At 65.8% G+C, this 25946-nt stretch carries 28 protein-coding genes and 1 riboswitch; of the genes, 16 read left to right on the plus strand and 12 right to left on the minus strand.

Annotation, left to right across the window (positions count from 1 at the left end):
- The first annotated feature begins 716 nt into the window (after positions 1-716).
- Positions 717-1109: a GFA family protein gene (locus HNE05_RS12890; RefSeq protein ID WP_173207898.1), complete on the plus strand. Its 393-nt coding sequence runs from the start codon at positions 717-719 to the stop codon at positions 1107-1109.
- A 58-nt stretch (positions 1110-1167) separates the two neighbouring features.
- Here HNE05_RS12890 and HNE05_RS12895 read toward each other — a convergent pair whose 3' ends face one another.
- The gene (locus HNE05_RS12895) at positions 1168-2877 is read right to left on the minus strand and encodes an amidase (RefSeq protein ID WP_173207901.1); all 1710 of its coding nucleotides are present in this window, start codon (positions 2875-2877) and stop codon (positions 1168-1170) included.
- A 225-nt stretch (positions 2878-3102) separates the two neighbouring features.
- Between HNE05_RS12895 and HNE05_RS12900 the strand changes: the two genes are divergently transcribed.
- Complete coding sequence (locus tag HNE05_RS12900; protein WP_173207904.1) at positions 3103-3672, plus strand: flavin reductase family protein; 570 nt, start codon at positions 3103-3105, stop codon at positions 3670-3672.
- Between the two features lie 115 nt (positions 3673-3787).
- Here HNE05_RS12900 and HNE05_RS12905 read toward each other — a convergent pair whose 3' ends face one another.
- The 7 genes from HNE05_RS12905 to cobG form a co-directional block, all read right to left on the minus strand.
- Complete coding sequence (locus HNE05_RS12905) at positions 3788-4642, minus strand: alpha/beta fold hydrolase (RefSeq protein WP_173207907.1); 855 nt, start codon at positions 4640-4642, stop codon at positions 3788-3790.
- A 56-nt stretch (positions 4643-4698) separates the two neighbouring features.
- Positions 4699-5598 carry a nucleotidyl transferase AbiEii/AbiGii toxin family protein gene (locus HNE05_RS12910; protein WP_173207910.1) on the minus strand — a complete coding sequence of 300 codons (900 nt, stop codon included), beginning with the start codon at positions 5596-5598 and terminating at the stop codon, positions 4699-4701.
- The gene (abiEi, locus tag HNE05_RS12915; protein WP_173207913.1) at positions 5585-6154 is read right to left on the minus strand and encodes a type IV toxin-antitoxin system AbiEi family antitoxin; all 570 of its coding nucleotides are present in this window, start codon (positions 6152-6154) and stop codon (positions 5585-5587) included. Before abiEi ends, HNE05_RS12910 begins: the two co-directional genes overlap by 14 nt.
- Positions 6155-6282: 128 nt before the next feature.
- Positions 6283-7938, minus strand: coding sequence for a precorrin-3B C(17)-methyltransferase (cobJ, locus tag HNE05_RS12920; protein WP_173207916.1), 1656 nt, complete (start codon positions 7936-7938; stop codon positions 6283-6285).
- A gap of 103 nt (positions 7939-8041) precedes the next feature.
- Positions 8042-8788: a precorrin-2 C(20)-methyltransferase gene (locus HNE05_RS12925; protein WP_173207919.1), complete on the minus strand. Its 747-nt coding sequence runs from the start codon at positions 8786-8788 to the stop codon at positions 8042-8044.
- Positions 8788-9414 (minus strand): precorrin-8X methylmutase, encoded by a 627-nt coding sequence (locus HNE05_RS12930; RefSeq protein WP_173207922.1) that lies wholly within the window; start codon positions 9412-9414, stop codon positions 8788-8790. The genes HNE05_RS12925 and HNE05_RS12930 overlap by 1 nt, the downstream gene beginning before the upstream one ends.
- A complete protein-coding gene (cobG, locus tag HNE05_RS12935; RefSeq protein WP_420827007.1) occupies positions 9411-10784 on the minus strand; it encodes a precorrin-3B synthase in 1374 nt (457 codons plus the stop codon). The genes HNE05_RS12930 and cobG overlap by 4 nt, the downstream gene beginning before the upstream one ends.
- A 40-nt stretch (positions 10785-10824) precedes the next feature.
- Positions 10825-11019: riboswitch (cobalamin riboswitch) on the minus strand.
- 62 nt (positions 11020-11081) lie between these two features.
- Here cobG and cbiE point away from each other — a divergent pair.
- From cbiE to HNE05_RS12950, 3 genes are read left to right on the plus strand one after another with little or no spacing between them, the layout of a single operon-like run.
- Complete coding sequence (cbiE, locus tag HNE05_RS12940; RefSeq protein WP_173207928.1) at positions 11082-12284, plus strand: precorrin-6y C5,15-methyltransferase (decarboxylating) subunit CbiE; 1203 nt, start codon at positions 11082-11084, stop codon at positions 12282-12284.
- Positions 12281-13018, plus strand: a complete 738-nt coding sequence (locus HNE05_RS12945; RefSeq protein ID WP_173207931.1) for a cobalt-precorrin-6A reductase — start codon at positions 12281-12283, stop codon at positions 13016-13018. The genes cbiE and HNE05_RS12945 overlap by 4 nt, the downstream gene beginning before the upstream one ends.
- A complete protein-coding gene (locus HNE05_RS12950) occupies positions 13015-13731 on the plus strand; it encodes a (2Fe-2S) ferredoxin domain-containing protein (RefSeq protein WP_173207934.1) in 717 nt (238 codons plus the stop codon). The genes HNE05_RS12945 and HNE05_RS12950 overlap by 4 nt, the downstream gene beginning before the upstream one ends.
- Before the next feature lie 37 nt (positions 13732-13768).
- Here HNE05_RS12950 and ttcA read toward each other — a convergent pair whose 3' ends face one another.
- Positions 13769-14596: a tRNA 2-thiocytidine(32) synthetase TtcA gene (ttcA, locus tag HNE05_RS12955; RefSeq protein ID WP_173207937.1), complete on the minus strand. Its 828-nt coding sequence runs from the start codon at positions 14594-14596 to the stop codon at positions 13769-13771.
- Positions 14597-14680: 84 nt separating this feature from the next.
- On the opposite strand from ttcA, the gene HNE05_RS12960 reads away from it, so the two are divergent.
- The 3 genes from HNE05_RS12960 (at position 14681) to HNE05_RS12970 (ending at position 16629) form a co-directional block, all read left to right on the plus strand.
- Complete coding sequence (locus tag HNE05_RS12960) at positions 14681-15274, plus strand: DNA-J related domain-containing protein (RefSeq protein ID WP_173207940.1); 594 nt, start codon at positions 14681-14683, stop codon at positions 15272-15274.
- Positions 15275-15439: 165 nt separating this feature from the next.
- The gene (locus HNE05_RS12965; protein ID WP_173207943.1) at positions 15440-16039 is read left to right on the plus strand and encodes a Yip1 family protein; all 600 of its coding nucleotides are present in this window, start codon (positions 15440-15442) and stop codon (positions 16037-16039) included.
- 95 nt (positions 16040-16134) lie between these two features.
- Entirely contained in the window at positions 16135-16629 is a 495-nt protein-coding gene (locus HNE05_RS12970; protein WP_173207946.1) for a SprT family zinc-dependent metalloprotease, read from the plus strand.
- Between the two features lie 120 nt (positions 16630-16749).
- Here the strand turns inward: HNE05_RS12970 and HNE05_RS12975 are convergent, their stop codons facing one another.
- Positions 16750-17121, minus strand: a complete 372-nt coding sequence (locus tag HNE05_RS12975) for a hypothetical protein (RefSeq protein WP_173207949.1) — start codon at positions 17119-17121, stop codon at positions 16750-16752.
- A gap of 84 nt (positions 17122-17205) precedes the next feature.
- Between HNE05_RS12975 and HNE05_RS12980 the strand changes: the two genes are divergently transcribed.
- The 4 genes from HNE05_RS12980 (at position 17206) to HNE05_RS12995 (ending at position 20939) form a co-directional block, all read left to right on the plus strand.
- On the plus strand, positions 17206-17772 hold the full coding sequence (locus HNE05_RS12980; RefSeq protein ID WP_173207952.1) for a hypothetical protein: 567 nt from the start codon (positions 17206-17208) through the stop codon (positions 17770-17772).
- Between the two features lie 148 nt (positions 17773-17920).
- Entirely contained in the window at positions 17921-19219 is a 1299-nt protein-coding gene (locus HNE05_RS12985) for an alpha/beta fold hydrolase (protein WP_173207955.1), read from the plus strand.
- Positions 19212-19988, plus strand: a complete 777-nt coding sequence (locus HNE05_RS12990; RefSeq protein ID WP_173207958.1) for an MlaA family lipoprotein — start codon at positions 19212-19214, stop codon at positions 19986-19988. The genes HNE05_RS12985 and HNE05_RS12990 overlap by 8 nt, the downstream gene beginning before the upstream one ends.
- Before the next feature lie 102 nt (positions 19989-20090).
- Complete coding sequence (locus HNE05_RS12995; RefSeq protein ID WP_173207961.1) at positions 20091-20939, plus strand: pirin family protein; 849 nt, start codon at positions 20091-20093, stop codon at positions 20937-20939.
- A gap of 18 nt (positions 20940-20957) precedes the next feature.
- On the opposite strand, the gene HNE05_RS13000 is transcribed toward HNE05_RS12995, so the two are convergent.
- Both HNE05_RS13000 and HNE05_RS13005 read right to left on the minus strand, forming a co-directional pair.
- On the minus strand, positions 20958-22178 hold the full coding sequence (locus tag HNE05_RS13000) for a patatin-like phospholipase family protein (RefSeq protein WP_173207964.1): 1221 nt from the start codon (positions 22176-22178) through the stop codon (positions 20958-20960).
- Positions 22179-22219: 41 nt separating this feature from the next.
- Complete coding sequence (locus HNE05_RS13005; protein ID WP_173207967.1) at positions 22220-23149, minus strand: lipid A biosynthesis lauroyl acyltransferase; 930 nt, start codon at positions 23147-23149, stop codon at positions 22220-22222.
- Positions 23150-23260: 111 nt separating this feature from the next.
- Between HNE05_RS13005 and minC the strand changes: the two genes are divergently transcribed.
- From minC to HNE05_RS13025, 4 genes are all read left to right on the plus strand, one after another.
- Positions 23261-23992 (plus strand): septum site-determining protein MinC, encoded by a 732-nt coding sequence (minC, locus tag HNE05_RS13010; RefSeq protein ID WP_173207970.1) that lies wholly within the window; start codon positions 23261-23263, stop codon positions 23990-23992.
- Positions 23993-24094: 102 nt separating this feature from the next.
- Positions 24095-24907 (plus strand): septum site-determining protein MinD, encoded by an 813-nt coding sequence (minD, locus tag HNE05_RS13015; protein WP_173207973.1) that lies wholly within the window; start codon positions 24095-24097, stop codon positions 24905-24907.
- Complete coding sequence (gene minE, locus HNE05_RS13020) at positions 24907-25161, plus strand: cell division topological specificity factor MinE (protein ID WP_173207976.1); 255 nt, start codon at positions 24907-24909, stop codon at positions 25159-25161. The genes minD and minE overlap by 1 nt, the downstream gene beginning before the upstream one ends.
- Before the next feature lie 143 nt (positions 25162-25304).
- The gene (locus HNE05_RS13025; protein WP_173207979.1) at positions 25305-25940 is read left to right on the plus strand and encodes an RluA family pseudouridine synthase; all 636 of its coding nucleotides are present in this window, start codon (positions 25305-25307) and stop codon (positions 25938-25940) included.
- The last annotated feature ends 6 nt before the right edge of the window (positions 25941-25946 follow it).

Here is a 25946-nt window from a genome sequence, read left to right on the forward strand (position 1 = left end):
CTTTGCACGCGCAAAGAGAAAGTAACCAAAGAGAAAGCGCGCCCGACATCCGGGTTTCGCTGCGCGAAACTCCCCTCCCTCCGGTGTCGCTCCGGGGGCCGGCTTACAAGGGCCGTCCCTGGCCCTTTAAGCCTCTCGCCGCATCCATGCGGCTCGTCCCCCTACGCAACACCTCCACTCGGCCTCCTGACGGGGTTCGGGCTCCGAGTTGCTTGTTAGTTCTTCTTGCCGCTTCGCGGATGATCGTTCCCACGCTCCGCGTGGGAATGCCGCCTTCGACGCTCCTGCGTCCACCCGCTGCCTTGTACCGGCCAACAGCTCTGTGACGCAGAGCGCCACGGGCTTGGCTCCCACGCGGAGCGTGGGAGCCATCGAAACCTTCAGCAGGTAGCCCGGATGTCCACGGTGGAAAACGCTTCGCGGTTTTCCACCCTACGCATAGGTCAGCTTTTGTAGGGTGGACAACGCGAAGCTTGTCCACCAATTGCACACATTGTCAGGCAACTCCAATTGATCGTTCCCACGCTCCGCGTGGGAATGCCGCCTTCGACGCTCCTGCGTCCACTCGCTGCTTTGTACCGGCCAACAGCTCTGTGACGCAGAGCGTCACGGGCTGGGCTCCCACGCGGAGCGTGGGAGCCATCGAAATCGTGCATGGACGCCCGCCGGGGTTCGTTGTAAAGATTCCCAGTGCTTGATGTTAGAGGAGACGCAGCATGGAGCGATTCACGGGCGGTTGCCTGTGCGGCAACGTTTGCATCGTCGCGTCGGGACGGCCCTATCGGGTCGGCCTGTGTCACTGCCTCGACTGCCGCAAGCATCACGGCAGCCTTTTTCACGCTTCCGCGATATTCCCGCAGGATGCGGTGACGATCGAGGGCGAAACACGCGACTACGCCGGGCGTTTTTTCTGTCCGCGCTGCGGCTCGTCCGTTTTCGCCCGCAGCGCCGACGAAATCGAAGTGAACCTGGGGGCCCTGGATGCTCCCGACCAACTGATGCCCACCTACGAAAGCTGGATCATCCGGCGCGAGTCCTGGTTGCCGCCGTTTCCGCTAGCCAGACGGTACGAGCGCGATCGTGACGCCAGCAGTCGCTTCGAGGAGTAGCCGGCACGCGCCAGCGGGTGGGCATCGCGGCGCGCTTGCCCACCCACCCAGCTAGAGGCTAGCCGCGTGCCAATGGCGGAGTCCGCGGCGGCACCAACCGCTTCGAACCCGTCGCCTCGAACGCCGCCGCCAAACGCAGCAACGCCGAGTCGTCATAGGCACACCCGGCAAAGGTCAGCCCCACCGGCATGCCGATATCCGCCATCACCCCCATCGGCACGGTGACGGTGGGCACGCCCAGGTGGCGGATGGCCAGGTTGCCGTTGGCCACCCAGACGCCGTTGCTCCAGGCGATATCCGCCGAGGCCAGGTTCACGTCGGCGTCCGCCGGGCCGACGTCGGCCACTGTGGGGAACAGCACCGCGTCCAGTCCGAGGCCATCCATCCAGTCTTCCAGATCGATCTTGCGGGTCTGTTCCAGGCCGCGCAGGCCGTCGGGCAGCGTCGCGATCTCGTTCCAGTTTTTCAGGCCACGCTTGGCCATGTTCACGTATTCGTCCATGCCGGCGGCCAGGTCGTCTTCGCGATTCGGCAGCGTGCCGGGGTCGTGGGGGAAGATCAGCGGGCCGTCGACATCGGCGAGCTTGTTCAGCTTCGGATCGCCGTTGGCCCGCAGGAAGTCGTCGAACGCCCAGCCTGACAGCTCCCACAGCTCATCATGGAGGAACTCCTTGGACACCAGGCCGCGGTTGTACACGGTCGGCGCGCCGGGGCGATCGCCCTCGCAATTGGAGACCAGCGGGAAATCCACCTCTAGCACTTCGGCGCCAGCCGCTTCGAGGGCCTGGCGCGCCCGCTGCCACAGCTCGATCACCGTGGCGCGGGTATGAATGCGCTGGCCGGTCGGGCCGCCAATACCCGGCTTTTCGCTGGTGCCGGCCAGCTCATCCTGGTTGATAAACATGCGCGGCACGCCGAAGCGCTTGCCCTTGAGGGCATCACGCGTGGCGGCGAGTTCCAGGTAGGAAGCCGGGCGCACCGCCGAAGCCTTGGGGATAGGCACCCAGGGCTGCAGGCGCCACAGGTCGCCACGAGTGTCGGGGTCGTCCGCCACCACCACGTCGAGCACTTCGAGCAGGTCGGCCATGGTCCGCGCGTAAGGCACCACCACGTCCATGGTGGGGGTCAGCGGCCAGTTGCCGCGCACCGAGATCACCCCGCGCGACGGTGTGTAGGCGCACAGGCCATTGTTCGAGGCCGGGCCACGGCCGCTCGACCAGGTTTCCTCGGCCAGGCCGAAGGCGGCATAGCTGGCCGCGGTGGCCGTGCCGGCGCCGTTGGACGAGCCCGAGGCGAAGGGCGCGGTGAGGTAGGCGGCGTTGTACGGGCTTTCCGCGCGACCATACACGCCGCGCTGCATGCCGCCGTTGGCCATGGGCGGCATGTTGGTCTTGCCCAGGCAGATGGCGCCGCCAGCGCGCAGGCGCTCGACGGTGAAGGCGTCGCGCTGGGCGACCAGATCCTTGAACGCCGGGCTGCCGGAGGCGGCCGTCAGGCCCTTGACCAGGTAGCTGTCCTTGGCCGTATAGGGGATGCCATCGAGCGGACTGAGGGTCTCGCCACGCGCGCGGCGGGCGTCGGAGGCTTGTGCCTCGGCCAGAGCCTCGGGGTTACGCACCACCACGGCATTCAGCGCGGTGGATGTGGCGGGGCCATCGTAAGCATCAATCCGCGCCAGATAGGCCTGGACCAGCTCGACGGCGCTGGTGCGGCCGGCTTCGAGCGCGGCGCGCAGGTCGGCGATGGACAGCTCGGTGACTTCGATCATGCGCTCACCGCCGCCACAGGCTGGCTGACTGGATGTTTACGGCTGGTCTCAGGATGGATGCTCATAGCGGTTCTCGTTGCACGGCATTACGCGATAGGGTTAGCCACTCTATTTAGCACCAAGTGCGCTGCAGAAAAATCGCAACGGCGACATCTGCACCCGCACCGGCGACCAGCCACCCGCAGTTGCCTGCCGCCTCCCCCAATTCTGTCATCAGGAGCCCTCATGCATCCCCACCTCGCCACCGTCGATCTGGCCAAGGCCTACCGCCTGCTCAACCACGGCCCCACCGTGCTGGTCTCGGCCCGCCACGCCGGTGTGGACAACGTGATGGCGGCAGCCTGGGCCTGTGTGCTGGACTTTGCTCCGCCCAAGCTGACCGTGGTGCTGGACAAGGCCACCCGCACCCGCGAGCTGATCGAGCACAGCGGCCGTTTCGTCATCCAGGTGCCGACGGCGGCGCAGCTGCAACTGACCGAGCAGGTCGGCAACCACAGCCTCAAGGATGAGCCGGACAAGCTGGCCAAGGCCGGCGTGCAGCTGTTCGAGCAGGCCGGCCACGACATGCCCTTCGTCGCCGGTTGCTCGGCCTGGCTGGCCTGCGAGCTGATCGCCGAGCCGCACAACCAGAACACCTACGACCTGTTTATCGGCGAGGTGGTCGGTGCCTGGGCCGATGATCGGGTGTTCAACAACGGCCGCTGGCACTTCGAAGACGCCGACCCGGCCTGGCGCAGCCTGCACCATGTGGCCGGCGGGCACTTCTATGCCATCGGCGAGGCGCTCAAGGCCTAAGAACCTGTTCCGGATCTTTTGGCATCGCCATAACGGCGTGCAGGGAAGGTGCGGTGCGCTTTTGCCCCTTCGCCCGTTCACGGGAAAGGGGCGTTTCCGCGATCCGAAACAGGTTCTAAGCCGCGCCCTCACTCTCGACGAACGTCGCCAGGTATCTGGCACAGACCTGCGGATACTGCAGGTGTGGGCCATGGCCGGAACTGGGCAACGTCAGCAGGTGCAGGGTCGGCAGCACACCACTGAGCGCATGCCAGCTCTCCACTGGGAAGACGATGTCGTGGCTGCCGCCAATATGCAGTACGGGAATCCGCGTGCGTTTGAGCGCATCGAGCAGCGGCGGCACCGGCAACGCCGGGTTGCGCGGCCCCTCGCCCAGTTGCTGGCCCGCCCACTCGTAGGGCACCGGCGGGCACTGGCCCTGGCGGCGCGAGGCGATGCGCTCGGCCGAGCGCGCGGCGGCAGCGCGGCTGTCGTCGGAGAGCGGCTCGAAGAACAGGTGGACGAAGTCCTCGAAGTCGTTATCGCGCCGCGCCAGTTGGTAGAACAGTGCCTCACCAGTGCGCACCAGCTCGCCGGGCGGGGTGGTGCCGAACAGCACCAGGTGGCTGAGCAGCTGCGGCGCCTGCAGGAACACCAACTGGGCGGCGATGCCGCCGAGCGACCAGCCGCCGAGCACCACTCGCTGCAGACCCAGCGCGCCGATCAGGTCGAGCGCATCGCGCGCCAGGCGCGCCGGGTCGTAGCTACGCTCGCCGCCGGACAGACCCAGGCCGCTGTAGTCGAACACATGCACCTTGAATCCCTGCTCGGCCAGCGCATCAAGGAACAGCGGATCCCAGGAATCCATGGTGCCGCGAAAGCGCACGCACAGCAGCAACGGCCGCCCCTCGCCGATCACCCGATAGGCCAGGCGGCGGCCATTGCACTCGACGAACTGGTTGGGTACCTCATGGGCGGGCTGGTGCGACATGGCCTGGCTCCTGCGCTGATCGGATGGACGAACAACGAAGAGCGTAGTCGGCGCGACTACATCAGGAATTCACCCGTCCGTGCCGCCCCTCCACCCAGTTGAACCTCGACTCGGCGCATCAGCGCAGGAATCTCGCTCGCCAGATAGCCCCAGAACCTGTCGTTGTTCACCGTCTCGGCGACGATCCGTGACGGCAGGAAGCGCTGCATCTCCGTGCGAAAATCCTGCTTCACCTGGGGATCGGAGGTAATGGAGGCCTCGCGCTCGGCGAGCTTACGTAAAAATTCCTGGGCGTCTACCCGGTGATCGGCAAGCTTGCTCGGCAGCAGCTCCAGCGCGGGCTCTACTCCCTGTTGCTTGAGCCATAGCAAATCCCAGAGATCGCGGTTCTTGATCCGCCCACGGCGCAGGGCGAAGGCCAGAATCTTGTCGACATAGATCTCCTCCAGCGCCTCGGCATTGAGGATCAGGCCCTGGGTGCCCATCTCCACGCCATAGGGGTTGAGCAGGGTCTTCGGCGTGCTCATATGAGTGGGAATGGCGCAGACATCAATATTGATGCGTTGGGCTGGCAGATGCCGGGCCTCGGGGCGGGTCTGGATCTTCAGCTTCCAGGTGTCGACAGTGCCGGACTCCTTGCTCGGCTCGCTGACGTCCACCTGCAGGCCGTACTTGGTCTGCAACCTGTCGATCAGGGTGCTCTTAAGCTGGGCCAGGTCGTCGCGGTGGAAATCGGCACCACCGGTAAAGTCCAGATCTTCGCTCAGGCGGTTGGAGCCGTAGCAGGCGCGCAGGCAGGTGCCGCCGATAAAGCAGAGCCTCTCCAGCAGTCCAGCTTCACCCAGCGCCAGCAGGATGTCGTGGTGCAGGAGTTCCTTTTCCACCACGACGCGCAGGCTCGCCAAGTCCGCATTATGGGCAAGGGCCTGGTCTACCAGCCGGTCAAACAAGCTCATGGACGGCGCTCCAGTCGATCAGTTCGAGATTGCGTTTCGCCACTTTCATATCACGCAACGCCAGGGGCGGCTGGGCTCGCCACAGGTGACAGCGCTGGTCGTAGTCGAGCTGGGCGGCCAGGTTCTGCGGTTTCTGCCGGGTATGCACGAACTCGATGGTGCCCCAACGGCCGCACGCAATCCGACTGCTGCGCCCCGAGGACATGAGCGTGATCCAGTTCAGCGGGATCTGCGAAATGACCCCGGCATCGCTGAGCGCCGTTTCCAGGCTGATGTAGTTGAACTCCTGCGCACGCAGGCGCGCGGCGGCATGAAACAGCAGCAGCCCGGTGCTGGGCTTGGCCGGTCGATACAGGTAAAGGCCGCGACAGACGCGCTCCAGCTGCCCCTCCTTGGCCGCTCGGCTGAGCAGGGCGCGATAGGCCTCGACTGAGATATCCGGCACCAGGGCGCGAATGTCCACGGGGGTAAACAGGTAGCGCTCCGCGGATGCCAGCGCGTCCAGGCCAGCGTACAAGCGGCGGATAGGCTGGGTGAGTGGGCGATGGGGTTGCATGCGCATGGCTCAACGGAAAGTAACGGTAACTGTCACTTAAGGTAGACCCGGCCAGCCGTTATCTCAACAGAAAATTACGCAAAGCATCACTTTCTGTTGAGATAAAAGCTCGAACTGGCTGCCCGTGCCTAGCTTTGCGGATACCAGCGCGGCGTATACACCCACTCCCCGCCACCCGCGCGCGGGAAGCGGCGGGTCTGGCTGGAGCCGATGATCACCAAGGTGCGCATGTCCACCAGCTCCGGCGTCAGCTCACCGAGAGTGAGCATGCGCAGCGCCTCCGCCGGGCGGCCGATGTCGCGGCCGAGTACCACCAGGGTTTGCGGCGTGCGGTACTGGCGAACGATGTCGAGGGCGCGACCGAGCTGCCAGGGGCGCGCGCGGGAGATCGGGTTGTAGAAGGCCATGGCCAGGTCGGCGGCGGCGGCGTGGTCCAGGCGCTTTTCGATCATCGCCCAGGGCTTGAGGTTGTCCGACAGCGACAGCATGCAGAAGTCGTGGCCCAGCGGCGCGCCGGCCTTGGCCGCGGTGGCCAGGGCGGCGGAGATGCCCGGTAGCACCTCCAGTTCCACCGCCTGCCAGGCCGCATCGCTGCAGACCTCCAGCGCTTCGAGCACGGCGGCGGCCATGGCGAACACGCCGGGGTCGCCGGACGACACCATCACCACGCGCCGCCCCTGGGCAGCCAGCTGGAAGGCATGGGCGGCGCGCTGCAGTTCCTCGCGGTTGTCGCTGGCGTGCAGCAGCTGCTCGGCACGGAACGGCCCGGCCATAGTCACGTAGGTCTCGTAGCCGAGTACGTCCTCGGCCTGGTCCAGCGCCTGGCGCACGGCCGGGGCCATCAGCTCGGCGCAACCGGGACCGAGGCCGATCACGCTGAGGCGACCGCGCGGCCGGCCGGTTTGCGCGGCGGCTTCCGGGCTGGCGGCCAGATGCAGGCTGATGCCCGCTTGGTCATGCACAGCAGCGGGCAAGCTGGTTGCCGTATCGATAAAGCGCAGCGGCACGCCCAGCTCGGCGGCGGCGGCCAGCTGTGGCTGGGCCATGGCGGCTGCATCGACCAGCAGCGCGGCCAGCGCCGCCTCGGCCAGGCCGGCCTGCTGCAGGGCGGTGCGCACGGTGCAGGGCAGATCGCCGTCCAGCGCACTGCAACGGGCCAGAACCAGGCGCGGGTGGATCAGCAGCACGCCGCCCTGCTCCGTCCGCTGCGGGCTGATGCGGATGCAGCGGCTGGCCTGCGCATCCAGCGGCAGGTTCGCCGCCTGCAGCCAGGGCGCATGGCCATCGATGTGCAGCGACTCGCCGCCGAGCAGGTCGCTGACCAGGCGCTTGCCCTGCTCCAGGTCGGCCAGCACGTAGCCTTCTGGCGGGTTGAGCACACAGGTGCCGAAGCGCAGCTCGCCGCTGGTGGTGATGGCCGGCGCCACGGCCAGCAGCGCGGCGATCTCGCGGGCCAAAATATTCACTCCGCTGAGCCCGCCGAGCAGCGGCACCACGGCGCTGCCGTCCTCGGCCACGGCCAGCACCGGCGGCTCGGCACCCTTTTCCGCCAAAAGCGGAGCCAGGCTGCGGATAACGATGCCGGCGGCGCACAGGGCGATGATCGGCGTGCCGGCGCGGTAAAGCCCGCGCAGGGTGGCGCCGAAGTCGTCATAGGGCTGCTCGACGCCCCCCACCCGCTCGCGCAGGCCGTGGATCGCGGCCTGCGGGTAGAGGCTCTGCAGGCGGCGGGCGATGGCCAGGGCAGAGGCGCCGAGAATGACGATGGCCGGGGATGGGTGCATGGCTTGTTCCATTGTGCTGGCATTGCGTGGCGGGTAGCCCGGATGCAATCCGGGAGCGCGGTTATCCCCGGATTGCATCCGGGCTACGACGAGGAGTGGCGGTTCAGCCGCGCCATTTCTCGCCTGGCACCAGGATCATCGAGAAATACGGCGAGGACATCGGCTCCACTTCATCCAGCGGCACGATGCGCTGGTTGCCCATGGTCGCCCGCTCGACGTAGTGCGCACGCCGATCCAGGCCCAGCTCGCGCAGCACCCGGCGCACCTTGTCGAAGTTGCGCCCGAGCTTCATCACCACGGCGGCTTCGGCGTCCTGCAGGCGGCGCTTGAGTTCGTCTTCGGGCAGCACGCCGGAGAGCACGCTCAAGGATTGGTTGCGGTACACCAGCGGGGTGCCGAGCACCGAGGCGCAGCCGAGCATGGAGCACACGCCGGGCACCACCTCGACCTGGTAGTGCGCGCCCAGGCGGTCGTGCAGATACATGTAGGAGCCGTAGAAGAACGGGTCGCCCTCGCAGATCACCGCCACGTCGCGGCCGGCGTCCAGGTGCCGGGCGATCTGCACCGCGCAGGTGTCGTAGAAGTCGCTGATCACCGCCTCGTAACTCAGCGGCGGTTCGAGCTTCTCGGTGGTCACCGGGTAGACCAGCGGCAGGCGCTGCTGGGCCTCAGCCAGATGCGCCTCGATGATGCCGAAGGCGTTGCCGCCCTGGCCTTTATTCGCCTTGGCCTTGGCCACGAAGTAGCCAACCACCGGCGCCGACTGCAACAGGCGCAGGGCCTTGAGGGTGATCAGCTCCGGGTCGCCGGGGCCAACGCCGAGGCCGAGCAGACGTCCTTTGCCCGTCATCACTCCACCTCCGTGGCCAGGGCGTTGACCGCCGCGGCGGCCATGGCGCTGCCACCACGGCGGCCGCGCACTATCACGTAAGGCACGCCGCGGCTGTCGGCGGCGAGCATGTCCTTGGACTCCGCCGCGCCGATAAAGCCCACCGGCATGCCGAGGATCAGCGCCGGTTTTGGCGCGCCGGCGTCGAGCATTTCCAGCAGGTAGAACAGCGCGGTCGGCGCGTTGCCGATCACCACCACGCTGCCTTCCAGGTGTTCGCGCCAGCGCTCCAAGGCCACCGCCGAGCGGGTGTTACCCAGCTCGCGAGCCAGCTCCACCACGCCGGCATCGTGCAGGGTGCATAGCACCGGGTTGCCCGCCGGCAGGCGCGCACGGGTGATGCCCTCGGCGACCATGCGCGCATCGCAGAGGATCGGCGCGCCCTTGGCCAGCGCAGCACGCCCGGCGGCACCGGCACCCGGCGAGAAGCGCAGATCCTGCACCACGTCGACCATGCCGCAGGCGTGGATCAGGCGCACGGCGAGTTTTTCCAGGTCGGCCGGGATGGCCGACAGGTCGGCCTCGGCGCGGATGGTGGCGAAGGACTGGCGGTAGATTTCCTGTCCGTCGCGGATGTAATCGATCATGCAGAGGTTCCTGACTCGTGATGCGCGGCGAACCAAGCGCCGGCTTCTTCGATGCTGAGGGAAGGCGCCAGCAGGTGGCCGAAACCGGCCACGCCCGCGGTGCGCTGATAGAGCTGGTAACGCCCGCCGGGCTGCGCCAGCAGGGTGAAGGGAGCGGTATGTGCGGCGGCGCAGGAGCGCGGGCAGCCGCTGAGGTGCACCTGCGGCTGGACGCGGCCGGCGCGCAGCAGTTCGGCCAAGTGCAGGGCATCGGCCTTGGTGTCGGCCAGGCCCTTGGCGCAGGCGGCCGAGCCGCTGCAGGCGAGCAGCTGGCTCAGCGGCTCGCCGGCATCCAGCAGCAGGCCGATCTCTTCCAGAGCGGCCGTCACGGCGGCCTGGCGGGCGACGGGAATATCCGGCAGCAGCACGCCCTGCCAGGGCGTCAGGCGCAGCTCACCGCTGCCCTCGGCTTCGGCCAGATCGGCCAGGGCCCACAGCTGCACGGCCTCCAGCCGGCCCAGCGGCGCGCCGGCCAGCAGCATGACCAAGCTGGCCTGGGCCTGGGGGTGCATACCGAGCGCTACGGCAGCTGTTTGGGCGCGCGCGCGCAACGGCACGTCGCGATCCAGGGGCACTGGCAGACGGGCGAGAAAGTCCGCCACCGGCAGTTCGGCGAGCAACTGACGCATGCGGCTGTGTTCGCCGGCCAGCTGGAGAAACAGCTCCAGCACGGCCTGCACCAGCTGCGGCGCCTGCCCCACCTCGACCACGCCCAGGGCCGCATCACGCGGGCATCCGGCCAGGCCGAAAGCCAGCCGGGTGCCGCCGGGCAAGGCGCTGAGCCAGAGGTCGTGGGGGTGGTCGAGCATGGTCAGCGCTTCGCTGCCATCCAGCTGCAGGGCGAACTTGGCGGAAAGGCCGTGGAAGGCGGGCGTGTCCTGCAGCAACGCCAGCAGCTGCTCGGCCAGCGGGCGGGTATCGAGCAAGGCGAGCGGATCGCGGCCGGCGGCGGGGCTGAGCAGCAGGTTGCGCACATCGTCGGCGGCGGCAACTCGCGGGCCGAGGCCGGCGGCCAGCAGGTGCTGCACCAGTGCCGCGTGCTCGCTGTCGCCCACGCCGCGAATCTGCAGGTTGCTGCGGTTGGTCAGCTCCAGCACGCCGCTGCCGCACAGCCTCGCGGCCCCGGCCACCGCACGGGCCTGGTCGCTGGAAAGGCTACCACCCGGCAGCTTGACCCGGCAGATGCCACCGTCCAGCGCGGACACGATGCGCCACAGCCCCGGACAGGCAGACGGCCTGGGAGTGGATGCGACGGAAACACAGGGATCGGGCTGCAAGCGGTCACCGAAAAACAACGACGCGGCGACCGAACCAGCGGAATCCGCAGACAGGGATTCCTTGGCATCGGTACACCCCGCCCGATGTTGGCACTCGCGACTAGCGTCGTCGGCAGGTCTCCTGGCTGGCAGGTCGGCATCGGTCGCGGCCTTCCCGGTTTCCCAGTGGCACTCGTGCGACAGACTCGCTGCTTACAGTTGCGGGGGCAGCCACGGTTGATCCGTGTTCCCTCTTAGGCCCTTGGTGACGTCCGTGAAAACGCCGGGCACCGACGAAGGCGCTATTATGCCCGCTTTTTCCGGCGCCAGGCCAAGCCCGCATGTCGCCCGCAACAGATCGAGGAAACACGCATGACAGCCTGGCTGACGGTGGTGGGAATCGGCGAAGACGGCTACGCCGGCCTTGGCAAAGCCGCGCGCCGCGCGCTGCTGGCGGCCGAGCAGATCGTCGGTGCGCCGCGCCAGCTGGAGCTGCTGCCGCCGTGCATCCGTGCGCCGCGGCAGAGCTGGCCGAGCCCGTTCAGCCTGGCGCCGGTGCTGCAGCGGCGCGGCACGCCGGTGTGCGTGCTGGCCAGCGGCGACCCCATGCTGTTCGGCGTCGGCGCCAGCCTGGCGCGGCAATTAGGCGAAGGCGAGATGCGCGTGCTGCCGGCGCCCTCCTCCTACTCGCTGGCTGCCGCGCGCCTGGGCTGGCCCTTGCAGGAGGTGAGCCTGCTGTCGGTGGTGGCGCGGCCGCTGGCGGCCTTGAACGCGCAGATCCATGCCGGCCAGCGCCTGCTGATCCTCTGCAACGACGGCTGCAGCCCGGCCGCCATCGCCGCCCTGCTGCGCGAACGCGGCTTCGGTTCCAGCCGGCTGACGGTGCTGGAGCACCTCGGCGGCGAACTGGAACGGCGTATCGACGGTCTGGCCGAGAGCTGGAGCATCGACGAAGTCGCCGCCCTCAACCTGCTGGCAGTGGAATGCCTGGCCGACGCAAACGCCGTGCGTCTGCCACTGACCTGCGGCCTGGCGGACGAGGCCTATCGCCACGACGGCCAGCTGACCAAACGCGACGTACGCGCCATCACCCTGGCCCGCCTGGCGCCGACGCCCGGCGAGCTGCTGTGGGACGTGGGCGCCGGTTGCGGTTCGATCGGCATCGAGTGGATGCGCGCACACCCCAGCTGCCGGGCCATCGCCATCGAGGCCGACAGCGGCCGACAGCAGCTGATCCAGCACAACCGCGACGCCCTCGGCGTGCCGGCCCTGCAACTGGTGGCCGGCAGCGCACCGCAGGCGCTGGATGGATTGGAGCGACCCGAAGCCATCTTTATCGGCGGTGGCGTCACCCTGCCCGGCGTGCTGGAGCAGTGCTGGCAGGCGCTCAAGCCCGGCGGCCGGCTGATCGCCAACGCGGTGACCCTGCAAAGCGAGGCCATGCTGGTGGCCTTCCGCGAACAGCACGGCGGCGAGCTGACCCGCATCAGCGTGGCCCAGGCCCAACCGCTGGGCGACTTTGACACCTGGCGCAGCGCCCTGCCGATCACCCTGCTGCAGGTGCGCAAGCCTTGAGCCCACGCATCCTCCTGCTCGGCGGGGTCGGCGACGCCCTGGCCATCGCCCGCCGCCTCGGCCCCAGGCATATCTACAGCCTGGCCGGACTGGGCAAGGTGCCAAGCGATCTGGCCTGCCAGGTGCGCGTGGGTGGCTTCGGCGGTACTGAGGGCCTGGCGCGCTTCATCGCCAGCGAAGGCATCGACCTGCTGCTGGACGTCACCCATCCCTATGCCGCGCAGATCAGCGCCAATGCCGCCCGCGCCGCGCAACTTGCCGGCATTGCCTGCTGGGCCCTGCACCGGCCCGGCTGGCAGGCAGGCAGCGGGGACAACTGGCGCGAAGTAGCCGACTGGCCCGAACTGCGCAACGCCCTTGCGCCCTTTCGCCGGCCCTTCTTCACCCTCGGCCGCGAGCCGCTGGAACACCTCGAGGCGATCCCCGCCGAACAGTTCTGGACCCTGCGCCTGCTCGACGCCCACCCGGGCCATGCGCGTGCACGGATCATCGCCAACCGCGGCCCGTTCAATCTAGAGGGCGAGCGTGAATTGTTCGCCGCCGAACACTTCGACGTGCTGATCAGTAAGAACAGTGGTGGCGGGGCCACCGAGGCCAAGCTGCAGGTGGCCCGTGAGCGCGGCTTGCCGGTGCTGCTGCTGGCGCGCCCGGAACTGCCCGAGGTGGAGCGCGCCTTCACCGATCCCGAATTCCTATGGCAAGCCCTGCAACCCCTGCTCCGAGAAACGCCATGAAGACCGCCCACTACGCCCGCGTGCTGTTCGCCGGGCCAGACCTGAACCAAGGCAGCTTTGCCGAGCTGCTGCGCCGCCAGTTGATCGAGCACCTTGGCGCCGCCGTGCTGGACGATCTCTGCGATACCGGCGCTGGCTACGACGCGCTGTGGGCACGGCTGCGCGACTGCCTGGAAGCCGGCGAACTGCCGCTGCTGTTGGTCGATCTCGACCCGTTGGGCGGCAGTCAGCAGCTGGACTGGTTGCGCGACCAGCTCAAGACCCTGGCCGGCGAGCAGGCCGCTCACTTGTTTGTCTGCGCCGGCAATGCCGAAGATGTCGCCGCGCTGGCCGAACTGATCCAGCAGCCCGAGCGCCACCTGGGCTGCGTGGACATTCCGCAACTGCCGGAGAGCCACAGCTGGTCGTGCATTCCGCCGCATCACTACCGCGTGCTGCTGTGCAACGGCCCGCGCTGTACCCGGCGCGGCGCCCTGCCCTTGTGGAAGCTGTTGCGCGAGGAGTTGAAAGCAGCCGGGAAGCTGGAGTGCGCGGGTGGCGTGCACATCACCCGCACCCAGTGCCAATTCCCCTGCGACCAGGGGCCGACGCTCAGCGTCTATCCGCCCGGCGCCTGGTATCAGGTACGCAGTGAAGCCGATGTGCAACGCCTGGTGCAGGAGCAGTTCGTCGAAGGCCGCGAAGTGGCCGAGCTGATCATGCGCCAGGCCTAGACTCCCCTCTCCCACAAGTGGGAGAGGGAGCCATAGGTCAGAGACTCATCACATCGAGAAAGCGCGGCGTGGCGCTGTCGTCGATCTTCAGGCTCTGGAAGTCGAACAGGTTGCGGTCGGCCAGCTGCGAGGGCACCACGTTCTGCAGGGCGCGGAACATGATCTCGGTACGTCCCGGCGACTTGCGCTCCCATTCGGTGAGCATCTCCTTGACCACCTGACGCTGCAGGTTTTCCTGCGAGCCACAGAGGTTGCACGGGATGATCGGGAATTCCTTGAGCACCGAGTAAGCCTCGATGTCCTTCTCGCTGCAGTAGGCCAACGGGCGGATCACCACGTTGCGGCCGTCGTCGGACAGCAGCTTGGGCGGCATGGCCTTGAGGGTGCCGCCGTAGAACATGTTGAGGAAGAAGGTTTCCAGGATGTCGTCGCGGTGGTGACCGAGGGCCATCTTGGTCGCGCCAATCTCGTCGGCGTAGGTATAGAGGGTGCCGCGGCGCAGGCGCGAGCACAGCGAGCAGGTGGTCTTGCCTTCCGGGATCTTGTCCTTAACCACCGAGTAGGTGTCCTTCTCGATGATGTGGTACGGCACACCGATGGATTCCAGGTAGGCCGGCAGCACATGCTCGGGGAAGCCCGGCTGCTTCTGGTCCATGTTCACCGCGACGATCTCGAACTGGATCGGCGCCACCTTCTGCAGGTACAGCAGGATGTCGAGCATGGTGTAGCTGTCCTTGCCGCCGGACAGGCAGACCATCACCTTGTCGCCATCCTCGATCATGTTGAAGTCGGTGACGGCTTCGCCGGCCTGGCGGCGCAGGCGTTTCTGCAGTTTGTTCTGGTTGACCGAAAGGCTGGTGGACATGGCGCTGAAGAATCCGGGGAAGGCGAAAAGCTGGCTATTTTACGCACAAAGGCCAGCGGCGGCAGCCCATGTTAGGCTCAAACGATGAATAGCGAACTCAACCCCGCCCTCGACCTAACCGAGCAAGTGCACGAACTGCTGCGCGCCGCGCCGAGCGGGATCAGCGAATACCAGCTGATCCAGCAGCTCAAGCAACGGCATTCCACGCATATTCCCCACCTCGACCTGACCGACAAGCTGGTGCTGTTCCGCACCCACTTCCTGCTGTTCAACGCCCTCTACCTGCTGCGTGATCGCCTGTGGCAAACAGAGGCCGCGCATCTGCAGATCAGCCCGCTGTGCGTGCAATTACTACCCTGGCAACCAGGCAGCCGCGAGCTGGCCGAACACGATCCGTTGCGTGACTACTATCTCAATCTGCAGCATTTGCGTGACACCGACGAAGCCGATGTGGAAAAGCTCCTGGCCAGCTTCTGGACCCGCATGCAGGGCGGCGACGAGAAGCGCGCGGCACTCGAGCTGTTCGAGCTGGACAGCGAGCAAGCGCTCAATCTCGCCACTATCAAGCTGCGCTACCGGCAACTGGTGAGCCAGCACCATCCGGATCGTGGCGGCAGCACCAGCCGTCTGCAGTCGATCAACCTGGCCATGGAAATACTGCAGCGCTATTACGGCTGACCTGTAGAGAGCAATTCGCTCTAAAGCCACGACTCACGCGGCCTCCGCCGTTTGCCTATACTGCGTCATACGGTCGCAGTGATTCGGCCTGCACCCGCTGGCGCTGCATACGCGCAGCGGGCGTTGCGTTGGGGGCGATCGACAATAACAAGAGGAGGTGTCTGCATGATCCACCATGTTTGGGGGCTCTTCACCCATCCCGACCAAGAGTGGCAGGAAATCCGTGGCGAGGAAGAATCCATCAGCCACATGTACCTGACCCACGTCCTGATTCTCGCGGCCATTCCGGCTCTCTGCGCCTACTTCGGCACCACCCAGGTGGGCTGGACCGTGGGCGATGGGGCACCGGTCAAACTGACGGAAGCCAGTGCACTGCAAATGACCATCATGTCCTACCTGGCGATGCTTGCCGGGATCGCCGTGATGGGTGCCTTTATCCACTGGATGGCACGCACCTATGACTCCAATCCCAGCCTGACCCAATGCGTGGTGTTCGCCGCCTATACGGCCACCCCACTGTTCATTGGCGGCGTTGCAGCGCTCTATCCAAGCCTGTGGCTGGCGATGTTCATCGGCACCAGCGCCATCTGCTACACGGTCTACCTGCTGTACGCGGGACTGCCGACCTTCATGAATATCCCCGAGGACGAAGGCTTCATGTTCTCCAGTTCGGTCCTGGCCGTCGGCCTGGTGGTGCTGGTGGCGATGATCGCCTGCTCGGTGATTCTCTGGGGCTTCGGCGTGGGTCCGGTGTACACCAGCTAGAGTCGTTGTTTAGAAACCCCGGCCTGCCGCCGACAAAGCCGCCTTCTGGCGGCTTTGTGTTTTCTGGGATACGCACGCACGGGCATAATCGGCATATGCCCGAACTTCTCCACACCCGCGTCGAAGCCTGCTACCTGCTGGCCGAAGACTTCTTCAAGCGCCGCTTCCCCCGCCCCGAAGTCAGCTTCAAGCTGCGCGGGCAGAAAGCCGGCGTTGCGCATCTGACGGAAAACCTGCTGCGCTTCAATCCCAAGCTGTATGCAGAAAACCGCGAGCACTTCCTCAAGCAGACGGTGGCCCATGAAGTGGCGCACCTGATCGCCCATGAAATGTTCGGTGGGCGCATCCAGCCCCATGGCGAGGAATGGCAACTGATCATGCGCGGGGTCTACGAACTGCCACCGGATCGCTGCCACACCTATGACGTGGGCCGGCGCAAGAGCACCCGCTACCTCTACCTGTGCCAATGCCCGAACGGCGAGTTCCCCTTCTCCGGCCAGCGCCACAGCCTGGTGCGCCAGGGCCGCCGCTACTTCTGCCGACGCTGCCGGGCAACCCTGGTGTTCAGTGGCGAACAGCGGGTCGAGTAACGCGCTGCCGGTGTCAGAAGCTTTTTGCGCAGCCTAGGCAACCCACCTGAGTGCATAGTTCTCGCCGGCAGAAAGCCAAAAGGGACGCCTGGGCGTCCCTTTTCATTGTTCGCCAATACCTCAGGCGCTGATCGGCGTCTTGCGCACCAGACGCAGCCCCGCTAGTACCACGGCGAATACGGCCAGGCTGGCGCTGTACAGCACCAGGGCCGGCAAGCCGAGGAGCAGGGCCAGTACTGCCAGGGCTCGACCGGTACGGGCCGGAATGACAAAGGCCAGCAGCGCCACCGCCAGGGCCGACCAGGCGATCACCCGAAAATGGATCAGCCAGCCCAACCCGGCACGGGCCTGGCATTCCCAACGCGCCGCTTCGTCGACGCACAGGCCAACCCACTGGCTATCCTCCATCAGAGCGAAACGCACGCCATAACTGGCTGCCAGCCACAATGGCAGGATCAGCAGCAGCGTTAACAGGGGCAGATGGCGGGACATGGGCGAACTCCGGTGGTCGAAAAGCGGCGCCCAGCTTAATCGGCCTGCTCATTTGTGCAACAACGGCGTTCTAGAATGCTTGGCATGAATACCCGTCGCCTGGTCTATGCCCTCGCCATCGTTGCCGCGCTCTGGCTCGTCCGCGATTGGCTGCAATCGCCGCCACTGTCGGATTTCGGCCAGTCGAGTGGTGCCAGCTATCGCCTGCCCGGCCACACCATCACCCCTCTTGAGCCCTTCCAGCTCGAGGCCCGCGTGCTGGCGCGCGAGGACTACCGCTTCGATCGCGGGGCCAAGATCGCGCCCGTCGACCTGGCCCTGGGCTGGGGCCCGATGGCCGACCCGCAGATCCTCGAGCGGATCGAGATCAGCCAGGGCAACCGCTGGTATCGCTGGCATGTCGATGAGTTCCCCATCCCGCGCCGCGAGATCGAAACCCATAGCGCCAACATGCACATGATTCCGGCCAACGCGGCAGTCGCCGAGCAACTGGCCGAAGTCGAACCCGGCCAACGTATCGCCCTCAGCGGCCAGCTGGTCGAGGTGGTGGGTGACGATGGTTTCCGCTGGCTCAGCTCGCTGAGCCGCGAGGACACCGGCGACGGCGCCTGTGAACTGATCTGGGTAGAGCAGCTGACGCGCATCGACTAGGGTCTGTTCCCGTTTCGTTCACGGCCGCGAACGAAACGGGAACAGGCCCTATGGCACGCGGCACTCTTTATCCTTGCACTTGTCCCACCCCTGCTATTCACTGCCCCTACTATTTACTGCCCTACGCCTTCCACAAAGGGACTTGGCCATGTTGCGCTTGCCCATCCTTGCCGTATTCCTCGGCAACCTGTTTTCCATTGCTGCAGTGCAGGCTGCCGATATTGATGCCGCCAGTTACGGCTACCCCTTGAGCAATCCGTTCGAAGCGACCATTGCCAGCACACCGCCGGCCCTGCGCCCCGAGCTGCCCAGCGATGAGGACATCGACCAGGCCGACTACGACATCCAGCTGCGCCCCGAACGCGAGTTCGAGTTGCCGGAAAACTTCTGGCCCGTGACCAAACTGCGCTACCGCATGGCCCAGCAGGATGGCCGCGCGCCGCTGATCTTCATCATCGCCGGCACCGGCGCCAACTATGCCAGTGGCAAGACCGAAGACCTCAAGCGCCTGTTCTATGGCGCCGGCTACCACGTAGTGCAGCTGTCCTCGCCGACCAGCTATGACTTCATGAGCGCGGCATCACGTAGCGCGACGCCGGGCATCTCCCGCGACGATGCGGAGGATCTGTACCGGGCCATGATGGCGGTGCGCGCCCAGCATCCCAAGCTCGAGGTCAGCGACTACCATCTCACCGGCTACAGCCTGGGCGGGCTGCAGGCGGCCTTCGTCAGCGAGCTGGACGAGCGCATGCGCAGTTTCAACTTCAAGCGCGTGCTGCTGCTCAATCCACCCGTCAACCTGTACACCTCGGTGAGCAATCTCGATCGCCTGGTACAAACCCGTGTCAAGGGCATCGACAGCGGCACCACCTATTTCGAGCAGGTTCTGGAAAAACTCGCACGCTACTTCCAGCAAGAAGGCCGTATCGACATCAACGACGCCATGCTGCGGGACTTCCTGCAGTCGGACGAACAGTTGAGCAACGAGCAACTGGCCATGCTGATCGGCAGTTCGTTCCGTTTCTCCTCGGCCGATATCGCCTTCACCTCGGACCTGATCAATCGCCGTGGCCTGATTACGCCCCCGCAGTATCCGATTACCGACCGCACCAGCCTGACGCCTTTCTTCAAACGCGCCCTGCAGTGCGACTTCGACTGCTACATGGCCGAACAGTTGATCCCTCACTGGCGTACCAAGAACGAAGGCGGCAGCCTGCCGCAACTGATCGACCAGGTCAGCCTGTACGCCCTTGAGGACTACCTGAAAAGCAGCAGCAAGGTGGCCGTGATGCACAACGCCGACGACGTCATTCTCGGCCCCGGTGATATCGGCTTCCTGCGCCGCACCTTCGGCGAGCGCCTGACCCTCTACCCGCTCGGCGGGCACTGCGGCAACCTCAATTACCGCGTCAACAGCGACGCCATGCTGGAGTTCTTCCGTGGCTAAGCACGCTCTCGTCCAACCTGCACTGCTGCTCGGCCTGTCGCTGCTGGGTGCTGCCGCCCAGGCTGCAACCGATGCCGACGGTTTCACCAACCCGCTGGACCAGCTGCAGTTCAACCCCAGCCTCGACCAGCGTGAGTTCGAACGCTCGACCCTCAGCGCACTGAACGTCTACGACCCCTGGGAATCGTGGAATCGCGGGGTCTACCACTTCAACTACCGCTTCGACGAATGGGTGTTCCTACCGGTGGTGGACGGCTATCGCTATGTCACCCCACGCGTGGTGCGCAGCGGGGTGAGCAATTTCTTCAGCAACCTGGGGGACGTGCCCAACCTGCTCAACAGCCTGCTGCAACTCAAGGGCAAGCGCTCACTGCAGACCACCGGGCGCCTGCTGCTCAACACCACAGTCGGCGTGGCCGGGCTATGGGACCCAGCCAGCCGCGTCGGCCTGCCCAAGCAGAGCGAGGACTTCGGCCAGACCCTGGGCTTCTACGGTGTGCCCGACGGCCCCTATGTGATGCTGCCGCTGCTCGGCCCCTCCAACCTGCGTGACACCGGCGGCAAGGTGTTCGACTTCGCGGCGGAAAGCCAGATCAACTACCTCAATGTCAGTGAAATCAGCAGTGACCATCCGGAGATCACCGCCCTGCAGGTAGTCGACATGCGCCATACCACCAACCTGCGCTATGGCCAGCTCAACACGCCGTTCGAGTACGAGAAGATCCGCTATGTCTACCGCGAGGCGCGCAAGCTGCAGATCGCCGAGTAACGAAAATGCATCGATAAAATCGATTTAATTGTCGCGAATTTCGCGACCATCAATTCAATCGACAGGCATAGCATGGGCACATTCCCACTTCGGAGGTGCCCCATGACCCAGTTCCGCCAAGTTGTCTCCCAGCATATCGGCCAAGCCACCGCGGACGGTGCCGGCGTGCGCCTGACCCGCGTCTTCGGCGGTGCCGGCATCGAGCGTTTCGATCCGTTCCTGATGCTCGACGAGTTCGGCTCCGACAACCCCGACGACTACATCGCCGGCTTCCCCCCGCACCCGCACCGCGGCTTCGAAACCATCACCTACATGCTCGAAGGGCGCATGCGCCACGAGGACCATCTGGGCAATGTCGGCCTGCTGCAAAGCGGCGGTGTGCAGTGGATGACCGCCGCACGCGGCATCATCCACAGCGAGATGCCCGAGCAGCAGGCCGGCGTGATGCGCGGCTTCCAGCTATGGCTCAACCTGCCGGCCAAGGACAAGCTTGGCGAAGCCGGCTACCGCGACTATGCACCCGAGGAAATCCCGCGCCTGATTACCCAGGATGGCGTGGCCGTCACGGTGATTGCCGGACAGTTCGACGATGGCCAGGTGCAACAGGCCGGCGCCGTACAACGCCCACACACCCTGCCGCAGCTGTTCGACCTGCAGCTACCAGCGGGCGCGCGGATTGCCCCACGCCTGGCCGATGGCCAGCGGGTGCTGCTGTATGTGTATGAGGGCGAGTTGGGCGTGAACGGCCATGCCATCGGCAAGAGCCGCCTGGTGCGTCTGTCCGAGCAGGGTGCGATCGAGCTGGCCAGCGAGTCCGGCGCTCGCGTACTGCTGATTGCCGGCACGCCCCTGGGTGAGCCGATCGTGCAGTACGGGCCGTTCGTGATGAACAGCCGCGAGGAGATCGAGCAGGCCCTGCGTGATTTTCGTGACGACAAGCTGACTGCCTGATGCCTGTCGGACAGGTTCTCAGCGCGGCGACGGCACCGGCAGCACATCGGCCATGCTTGCTGCCGGCACGGCCACGGCCAGGCCGAGGAAGCTGGCCAGGGCGTCCTTCTGCGCCATGGCGTCCTGGTAACCCAGCTCGATCAGCTCGTTGCAGTAGCCGGGCTCGAACAGCAGGTAGCTGAGCACCCCGGCACCGCTGGCCTTGGTCGCCCCGGAACCGCGCAGGAAGAAGCGCATCGACTTGGCCAGCTCATGCCGGTGGCGGGCGGCAATCTGATCCAGCGGCTGGCTCGGCGCAATCACCAGCACTTCCACCGGTTTCAGGCCCAGCCCGCGCGGATGCAGGCCGGAGGGCACCAGGCGACTCATGTGGTTGAGTCGTTCAAGCATTTCGATATCGCCTTCCAGGCTGTCGATAAAGGTGCTGTTGAGCATGTGTCCGCTGATCTGCGCCAGGGTCGGCGGCTTGCCCGTCTGCGGTCGTGGCACCAGCTGATTGGCCCCACGCCCCAGCGGATTGCCGCTGACCCCGACCACCAGTACGCGCGTGGCCCCCAGGTGCAGCGCCGGGCTGATGGGCGCCGACTGGCGCACTGCGCCATCGCCGAAATACTCGCGGTTGACCTTCACCGGCGGGAAAATCAACGGAATCGAGGCGCTGGCCAGCAGGTGGTCGAGGCTCAGGCGGGTCGGCACGCCCACCCGGCGGTGGCGGAACCAGGGGTCGATGGCAGCCCGGCCCTGATAGAAGGTCACCGCCTGCCCACTCTCGTAGCCAAAGGCGGTCACCGCCACCGCACGCAGTTGACGCATGCGCACCGCGGCGGCAATCCCGGAGAAATCCAGTTCACGCTCGAGCATGGCGCGCAGCGGCGAGCTGTCGAGCAGCGCCACCGGCACATCGCCGCCGATGCCCAGCAGACTGTGGCCGATAAAGCGACTGGCCTGGTGCAACACGCCGGGCCAATCGGTACGGTAAACCTGATCGGAGTGGAAGTTCTGCCAGACCTGGGTCAGCCGGCGGATCGCCTCAGTGAAGTGCAACGCCCCGCAGGCCAGGCCAACCGCGTTGATCGCCCCGGCCGAAGTGCCGACGATGACTGGGAAAGGATTGTGCGCCGCATTCGGCAACAGGTCGGCAATCGCGCTGAGTACGCCCACCTGGTATGCCGCCCGTGCCCCGCCACCGGAAAGAATCAGCCCTGTCACCGGGGTGTCGGAATGTACGGCCTGATTCATGGACAATTCCCGTGGGTCTTTTTTGCCAGTATAGGGCGCCGCTATCGACGGCGCTTCTTATACAGCTTGGGCTCCCCCGGCGGGCGGGTCTTGAAGCGCCGGTGGGCCCACAGATACTGCTCGGGGTGCTGGCGGATGGCGCTCTCGATCCACTGATTGACGCGCAGGCAGTCTGCTTCCTCGCTCTCACCGGGAAAATCGGCCAGCGGCGGGTGGATGGTCAGGCGGTAGCCGGAGCCGTCGGCCAGGCGCTCCTGGGTAAAGGGGATCACCCGCGCCTTGCCCAGACGGGCAAACTTGCTGGTGGCGGTCACCGTGGCAGCCGGCACGCCAAACAACGGTACGAAGATACTGCGCTGGGCGCCATAGTCCTGATCCGGCGCATACCAGACCACCCCGCCGGCCCGCAGCAGCTTGAGCATGCCCCGCACATCGTCACGACCGATGACCCCCAGCAGGCGCTGCTCGCGGCCACTGCGCTGGACGAAGTCGAACAGCGGATTCTTGTGCGGACGGTACATGCCGTACATGCCCTGGGCCATGCCGAGCAGGCCGCCGCCCATTTCCAGGGTGGTGAAATGCAGAGCCATGAGGATCACGCCCTGCCCCTCGATCTCGGCCTGACGGAGGTGTTCGATACCTTCGATAGTGCCCAACCGACGCAAGCGTGCCGCCGGCCACCACCAGCTGATCGCCATCTCGAAGAAGGTCATGCCGGTGGAGGCGAAGTTCTCCCGCAGCAGGCGTTCACGCTCGGCGGCAGACAGTTCAGGGAAGCACAGCTCCAGGTTGCGTGCGGCAATCTTGCGCCGCGAGCCAGCCAGGCGGTACATCAGGGCACCCAGGCCACGGCCCAGCAGCATCAGCACCCGGTAAGGCAGCAGCGCAACCAGCCAGAGCAGGCCCAGGCCCAGCCACAGCAGCCAGAAGCGTGGATGCAGGAAATAGGCACGAAATTGCGGGCGATCCATGAATCATTCCGGACAAACGACAGGGCCGCGCATTCTACAGGACTCGCCGCAGCTTGCGGCCATGCGGGCTAATCGCTATAAGTCGTGCCCATTCAGTGTGATGGGTAGACCATGAGCCAAGCCGACCTCCTCGACCAAGACCCCGTGTTCCAGCTCAAGGGCAGCATGCTCGCCATCACCATTCTGGAACTGGCACACAACGATCTGGAACGCCTGGACCGCCAGTTGGCCGACAAAGTCGCCCAGGCCCCCAACTTCTTCCAGAACATCCCGTTGGTGCTGGCCCTGGACAAGCTGCCGGAGGGCGAAGGCAGCCTCGACCTGGTCAAGCTGATGGAGCTGTGCCGCACCCACGGCCTGCGCACCCTGGCGATTCGCGCCAACCGCGAGGACGACATCGCCGCCGCCAATGCCCTGGATCTGCCGGTACTGCCGCCATCTGGCGCCCGCGAGAAGCTGGTCGAGCCGGTGGAAACCCGCAAGAAGCCGGAAAAACCTGCCGAACCGGCGCTCAAACCGAGCAAGATCATTACCACCCCGGTGCGCGGCGGCCAGCAGATCTATGCCCAGGGCGGTGACCTGGTGGTGCTGGCACCAGTCAGCGCCGGAGCGGAACTTCTCGCCGATGGCAATATCCATGTCTACGGTCCGATGCGCGGTCGTGCTCTGGCTGGGGTCAAGGGCAACGCCGAGGCGCGGATTTTCTGCCAGCAGATGGGCGCGGAAATGCTCTCCGTGGCCGGTCAGTACAAGACAGCCGAGGATCTGCGCCGTGATCCGCTGTGGGGGCAGTCGGTACAGGTCAGCCTGTCGGGTGACGTGTTGAACATCACCCGCCTTTAACGGATACTGCGGCCACTTTTCAGGGACTTATATAAGGCATCCGGAAGCCCGTTTTATCGGCTCTTGATTGCCTTATTTTTCATATATTTGGGGTAAATCACCGTGGCCAAGATCCTCGTAGTCACTTCCGGCAAGGGTGGCGTGGGTAAAACCACCACCAGCGCCGCCATCGGTACCGGCCTCGCCCTGCGCGGCCACAAAACCGTGATCGTCGACTTCGACGTCGGCCTGCGTAACCTCGACCTGATCATGGGTTGCGAGCGCCGCGTGGTGTACGACTTCGTCAACGTGATCAACGGCGAAGCGACCCTGACCCAGGCCCTGATCAAGGACAAACGCCTGGAAAACCTCTACGTGCTGGCCGCCAGCCAGACCCGTGACAAGGACGCGCTGACCAAAGAAGGCGTGGGCAAGGTCATCGAGGAGCTGTCGAAGAACTTCGAATACGTCATCTGCGACTCGCCGGCCGGCATCGAGACCGGTGCCCACCTGGCCATGTACTTCGCCGACGAAGCGATCGTCGTGACCAACCCGGAAGTCTCCTCGGTACGCGACTCCGACCGCATGCTCGGCCTGCTGGCCAGCAAGTCGCGCCGCGCCGAACAGGGCCTGGAGCCGATCAAGGAGCGTCTGCTGCTGACCCGCTACAACCCTGAGCGCGTGACCAAGGGCGAAATGCTCGGCGTGGAAGACGTCGAGGAAATCCTCGCCATCAACCTGCTCGGCGTGATCCCGGAATCCCAGGCCGTGCTGAAAGCCTCCAACCAGGGCGTACCGGTAATCCTCGACGAAGAGAGCGATGCCGGCCAGGCCTACGGCGATGCCGTCGACCGTCTGCTGGGCAAGGAAGTGCCCCATCGCTTCCTCGATGTGCAGAAGAAAGGAATCATGCAACGCCTGTTTGGAGCGCGCTAATGAACATTTTCGAATTCTTTCGCGAGCGCAAGAAGGAAACCCCTGCCTCGATTGCGAAAGAGCGCCTGTCGATCATCGTCGCCCACGAGCGCGGCCAGCGCAGCCAGCCGGACTACCTACCGGCCCTGCAGAAAGAACTGGTCGAGGTGATCCGCAAGTACGTCAACATCGAGCAGGATCAGGTGCAGGTTGCGCTGGAAAACCAGGGCAGCTGCTCCATTCTGGAACTCAATATCACCCTGCCGGATCGTTGATCCGAGCATGGTAGAAAACGGCGGCCCAGGCCGCCGTTTTCATTTGTCGCCACACCGTAGGAGCGAGCTCTGCTCGCGAACGCCAGCACGGCGAAGCTTCGCGAGCAGAGCTCGCTCCTACACAAAAAGCCGTGGAAGCCCCAATGCCGCTGTCGAATGTCGAAATCCTCCACCAGGACGCCGCCCTGCTGGTGATCAACAAGCCCACCCTGCTGCTCTCGGTGCCCGGCCGCGCCGAGGACAACCGCGACTGCCTGGTGACCCGCCTGCAGGAAAACGGCTACCCCGAGGCGCGCATTGTCCATCGTCTGGACTGGGAGACCTCGGGCATCATCGTCCTCGCCCGCGACGCTGACAGCCACCGCGAGCTGTCCCGCCAGTTCCACGACCGCGAAACCGAGAAGGCCTATACCGCCCTGTGCTGGGGCCAGCCCGAGCAGGACAGCGGCAGCATCGACCTGCCGCTGCGCTACGACCCGCCCACCAAGCCGCGCCACGTAGTCGACCATGAGCTGGGCAAACATGCGCTGACCTACTGGCGCATTCTCGAGCGCTGCGGCGACTACTGCCGCGTCGAGCTGACGCCGATCACCGGCCGCTCGCACCAGCTGCGCGTACACATGCTATCGATCGGCCACCCGCTGCTGGGCGACGGCCTGTATGCCCACGAACGAGCCCTGGCCGCCTGGCCGCGCCTGTGCCTGCACGCCAGCATGCTCAGCCTGACCCATCCGCAGACCGGCGAGCGCATGTGTTTCGAGTGCCCGGCGCCGTTCTGACCCCTA

This window comes from Pseudomonas campi, assembly GCF_013200955.2.
Lineage (GTDB): Bacteria > Pseudomonadota > Gammaproteobacteria > Pseudomonadales > Pseudomonadaceae > Aquipseudomonas > Aquipseudomonas campi.

Bases quoted from the DNA above. Each gene is read 5' to 3' on its own strand.
- HNE05_RS12930 (WP_173207922.1), bottom strand. From the start codon at position 9,414: ATGATCGATTACATCCGCGACGGACAGGAAATCTACCGCCAGTCCTTC.
- HNE05_RS12965 (WP_173207943.1), top strand. From the start codon at position 15,440: ATGATCCACCATGTTTGGGGGCTCTTCACCCATCCCGACCAAGAGTGG.
- HNE05_RS12995 (WP_173207961.1), top strand. From the start codon at position 20,091: ATGACCCAGTTCCGCCAAGTTGTCTCCCAGCATATCGGCCAAGCCACC.
- HNE05_RS12980 (WP_173207952.1), top strand. From the start codon at position 17,206: ATGAATACCCGTCGCCTGGTCTATGCCCTCGCCATCGTTGCCGCGCTC.
- HNE05_RS13000 (WP_173207964.1), bottom strand. From the start codon at position 22,178: ATGAATCAGGCCGTACATTCCGACACCCCGGTGACAGGGCTGATTCTT.
- HNE05_RS12925 (WP_173207919.1), bottom strand. From the start codon at position 8,788: ATGACGGGCAAAGGACGTCTGCTCGGCCTCGGCGTTGGCCCCGGCGAC.
- HNE05_RS12975 (WP_173207949.1), bottom strand. From the start codon at position 17,121: ATGTCCCGCCATCTGCCCCTGTTAACGCTGCTGCTGATCCTGCCATTG.
- cobJ (WP_173207916.1), bottom strand. From the start codon at position 7,938: ATGCACCCATCCCCGGCCATCGTCATTCTCGGCGCCTCTGCCCTGGCC.
- HNE05_RS12985 (WP_173207955.1), top strand. From the start codon at position 17,921: ATGTTGCGCTTGCCCATCCTTGCCGTATTCCTCGGCAACCTGTTTTCC.
- HNE05_RS12950 (WP_173207934.1), top strand. From the start codon at position 13,015: ATGAAGACCGCCCACTACGCCCGCGTGCTGTTCGCCGGGCCAGACCTG.
- HNE05_RS12960 (WP_173207940.1), top strand. From the start codon at position 14,681: ATGAATAGCGAACTCAACCCCGCCCTCGACCTAACCGAGCAAGTGCAC.
- abiEi (WP_173207913.1), bottom strand. From the start codon at position 6,154: ATGCAACCCCATCGCCCACTCACCCAGCCTATCCGCCGCTTGTACGCT.
- HNE05_RS13005 (WP_173207967.1), bottom strand. From the start codon at position 23,149: ATGGATCGCCCGCAATTTCGTGCCTATTTCCTGCATCCACGCTTCTGG.
- minC (WP_173207970.1), top strand. From the start codon at position 23,261: ATGAGCCAAGCCGACCTCCTCGACCAAGACCCCGTGTTCCAGCTCAAG.
- HNE05_RS12970 (WP_173207946.1), top strand. From the start codon at position 16,135: ATGCCCGAACTTCTCCACACCCGCGTCGAAGCCTGCTACCTGCTGGCC.
- HNE05_RS12890 (WP_173207898.1), top strand. From the start codon at position 717: ATGGAGCGATTCACGGGCGGTTGCCTGTGCGGCAACGTTTGCATCGTC.
- ttcA (WP_173207937.1), bottom strand. From the start codon at position 14,596: ATGTCCACCAGCCTTTCGGTCAACCAGAACAAACTGCAGAAACGCCTG.
- cbiE (WP_173207928.1), top strand. From the start codon at position 11,082: ATGACAGCCTGGCTGACGGTGGTGGGAATCGGCGAAGACGGCTACGCC.
- HNE05_RS12900 (WP_173207904.1), top strand. From the start codon at position 3,103: ATGCATCCCCACCTCGCCACCGTCGATCTGGCCAAGGCCTACCGCCTG.
- minE (WP_173207976.1), top strand. From the start codon at position 24,907: ATGAACATTTTCGAATTCTTTCGCGAGCGCAAGAAGGAAACCCCTGCC.
- HNE05_RS12905 (WP_173207907.1), bottom strand. From the start codon at position 4,642: ATGTCGCACCAGCCCGCCCATGAGGTACCCAACCAGTTCGTCGAGTGC.
- HNE05_RS13025 (WP_173207979.1), top strand. From the start codon at position 25,305: ATGCCGCTGTCGAATGTCGAAATCCTCCACCAGGACGCCGCCCTGCTG.
- HNE05_RS12910 (WP_173207910.1), bottom strand. From the start codon at position 5,598: ATGAGCTTGTTTGACCGGCTGGTAGACCAGGCCCTTGCCCATAATGCG.
- HNE05_RS12895 (WP_173207901.1), bottom strand. From the start codon at position 2,877: ATGATCGAAGTCACCGAGCTGTCCATCGCCGACCTGCGCGCCGCGCTC.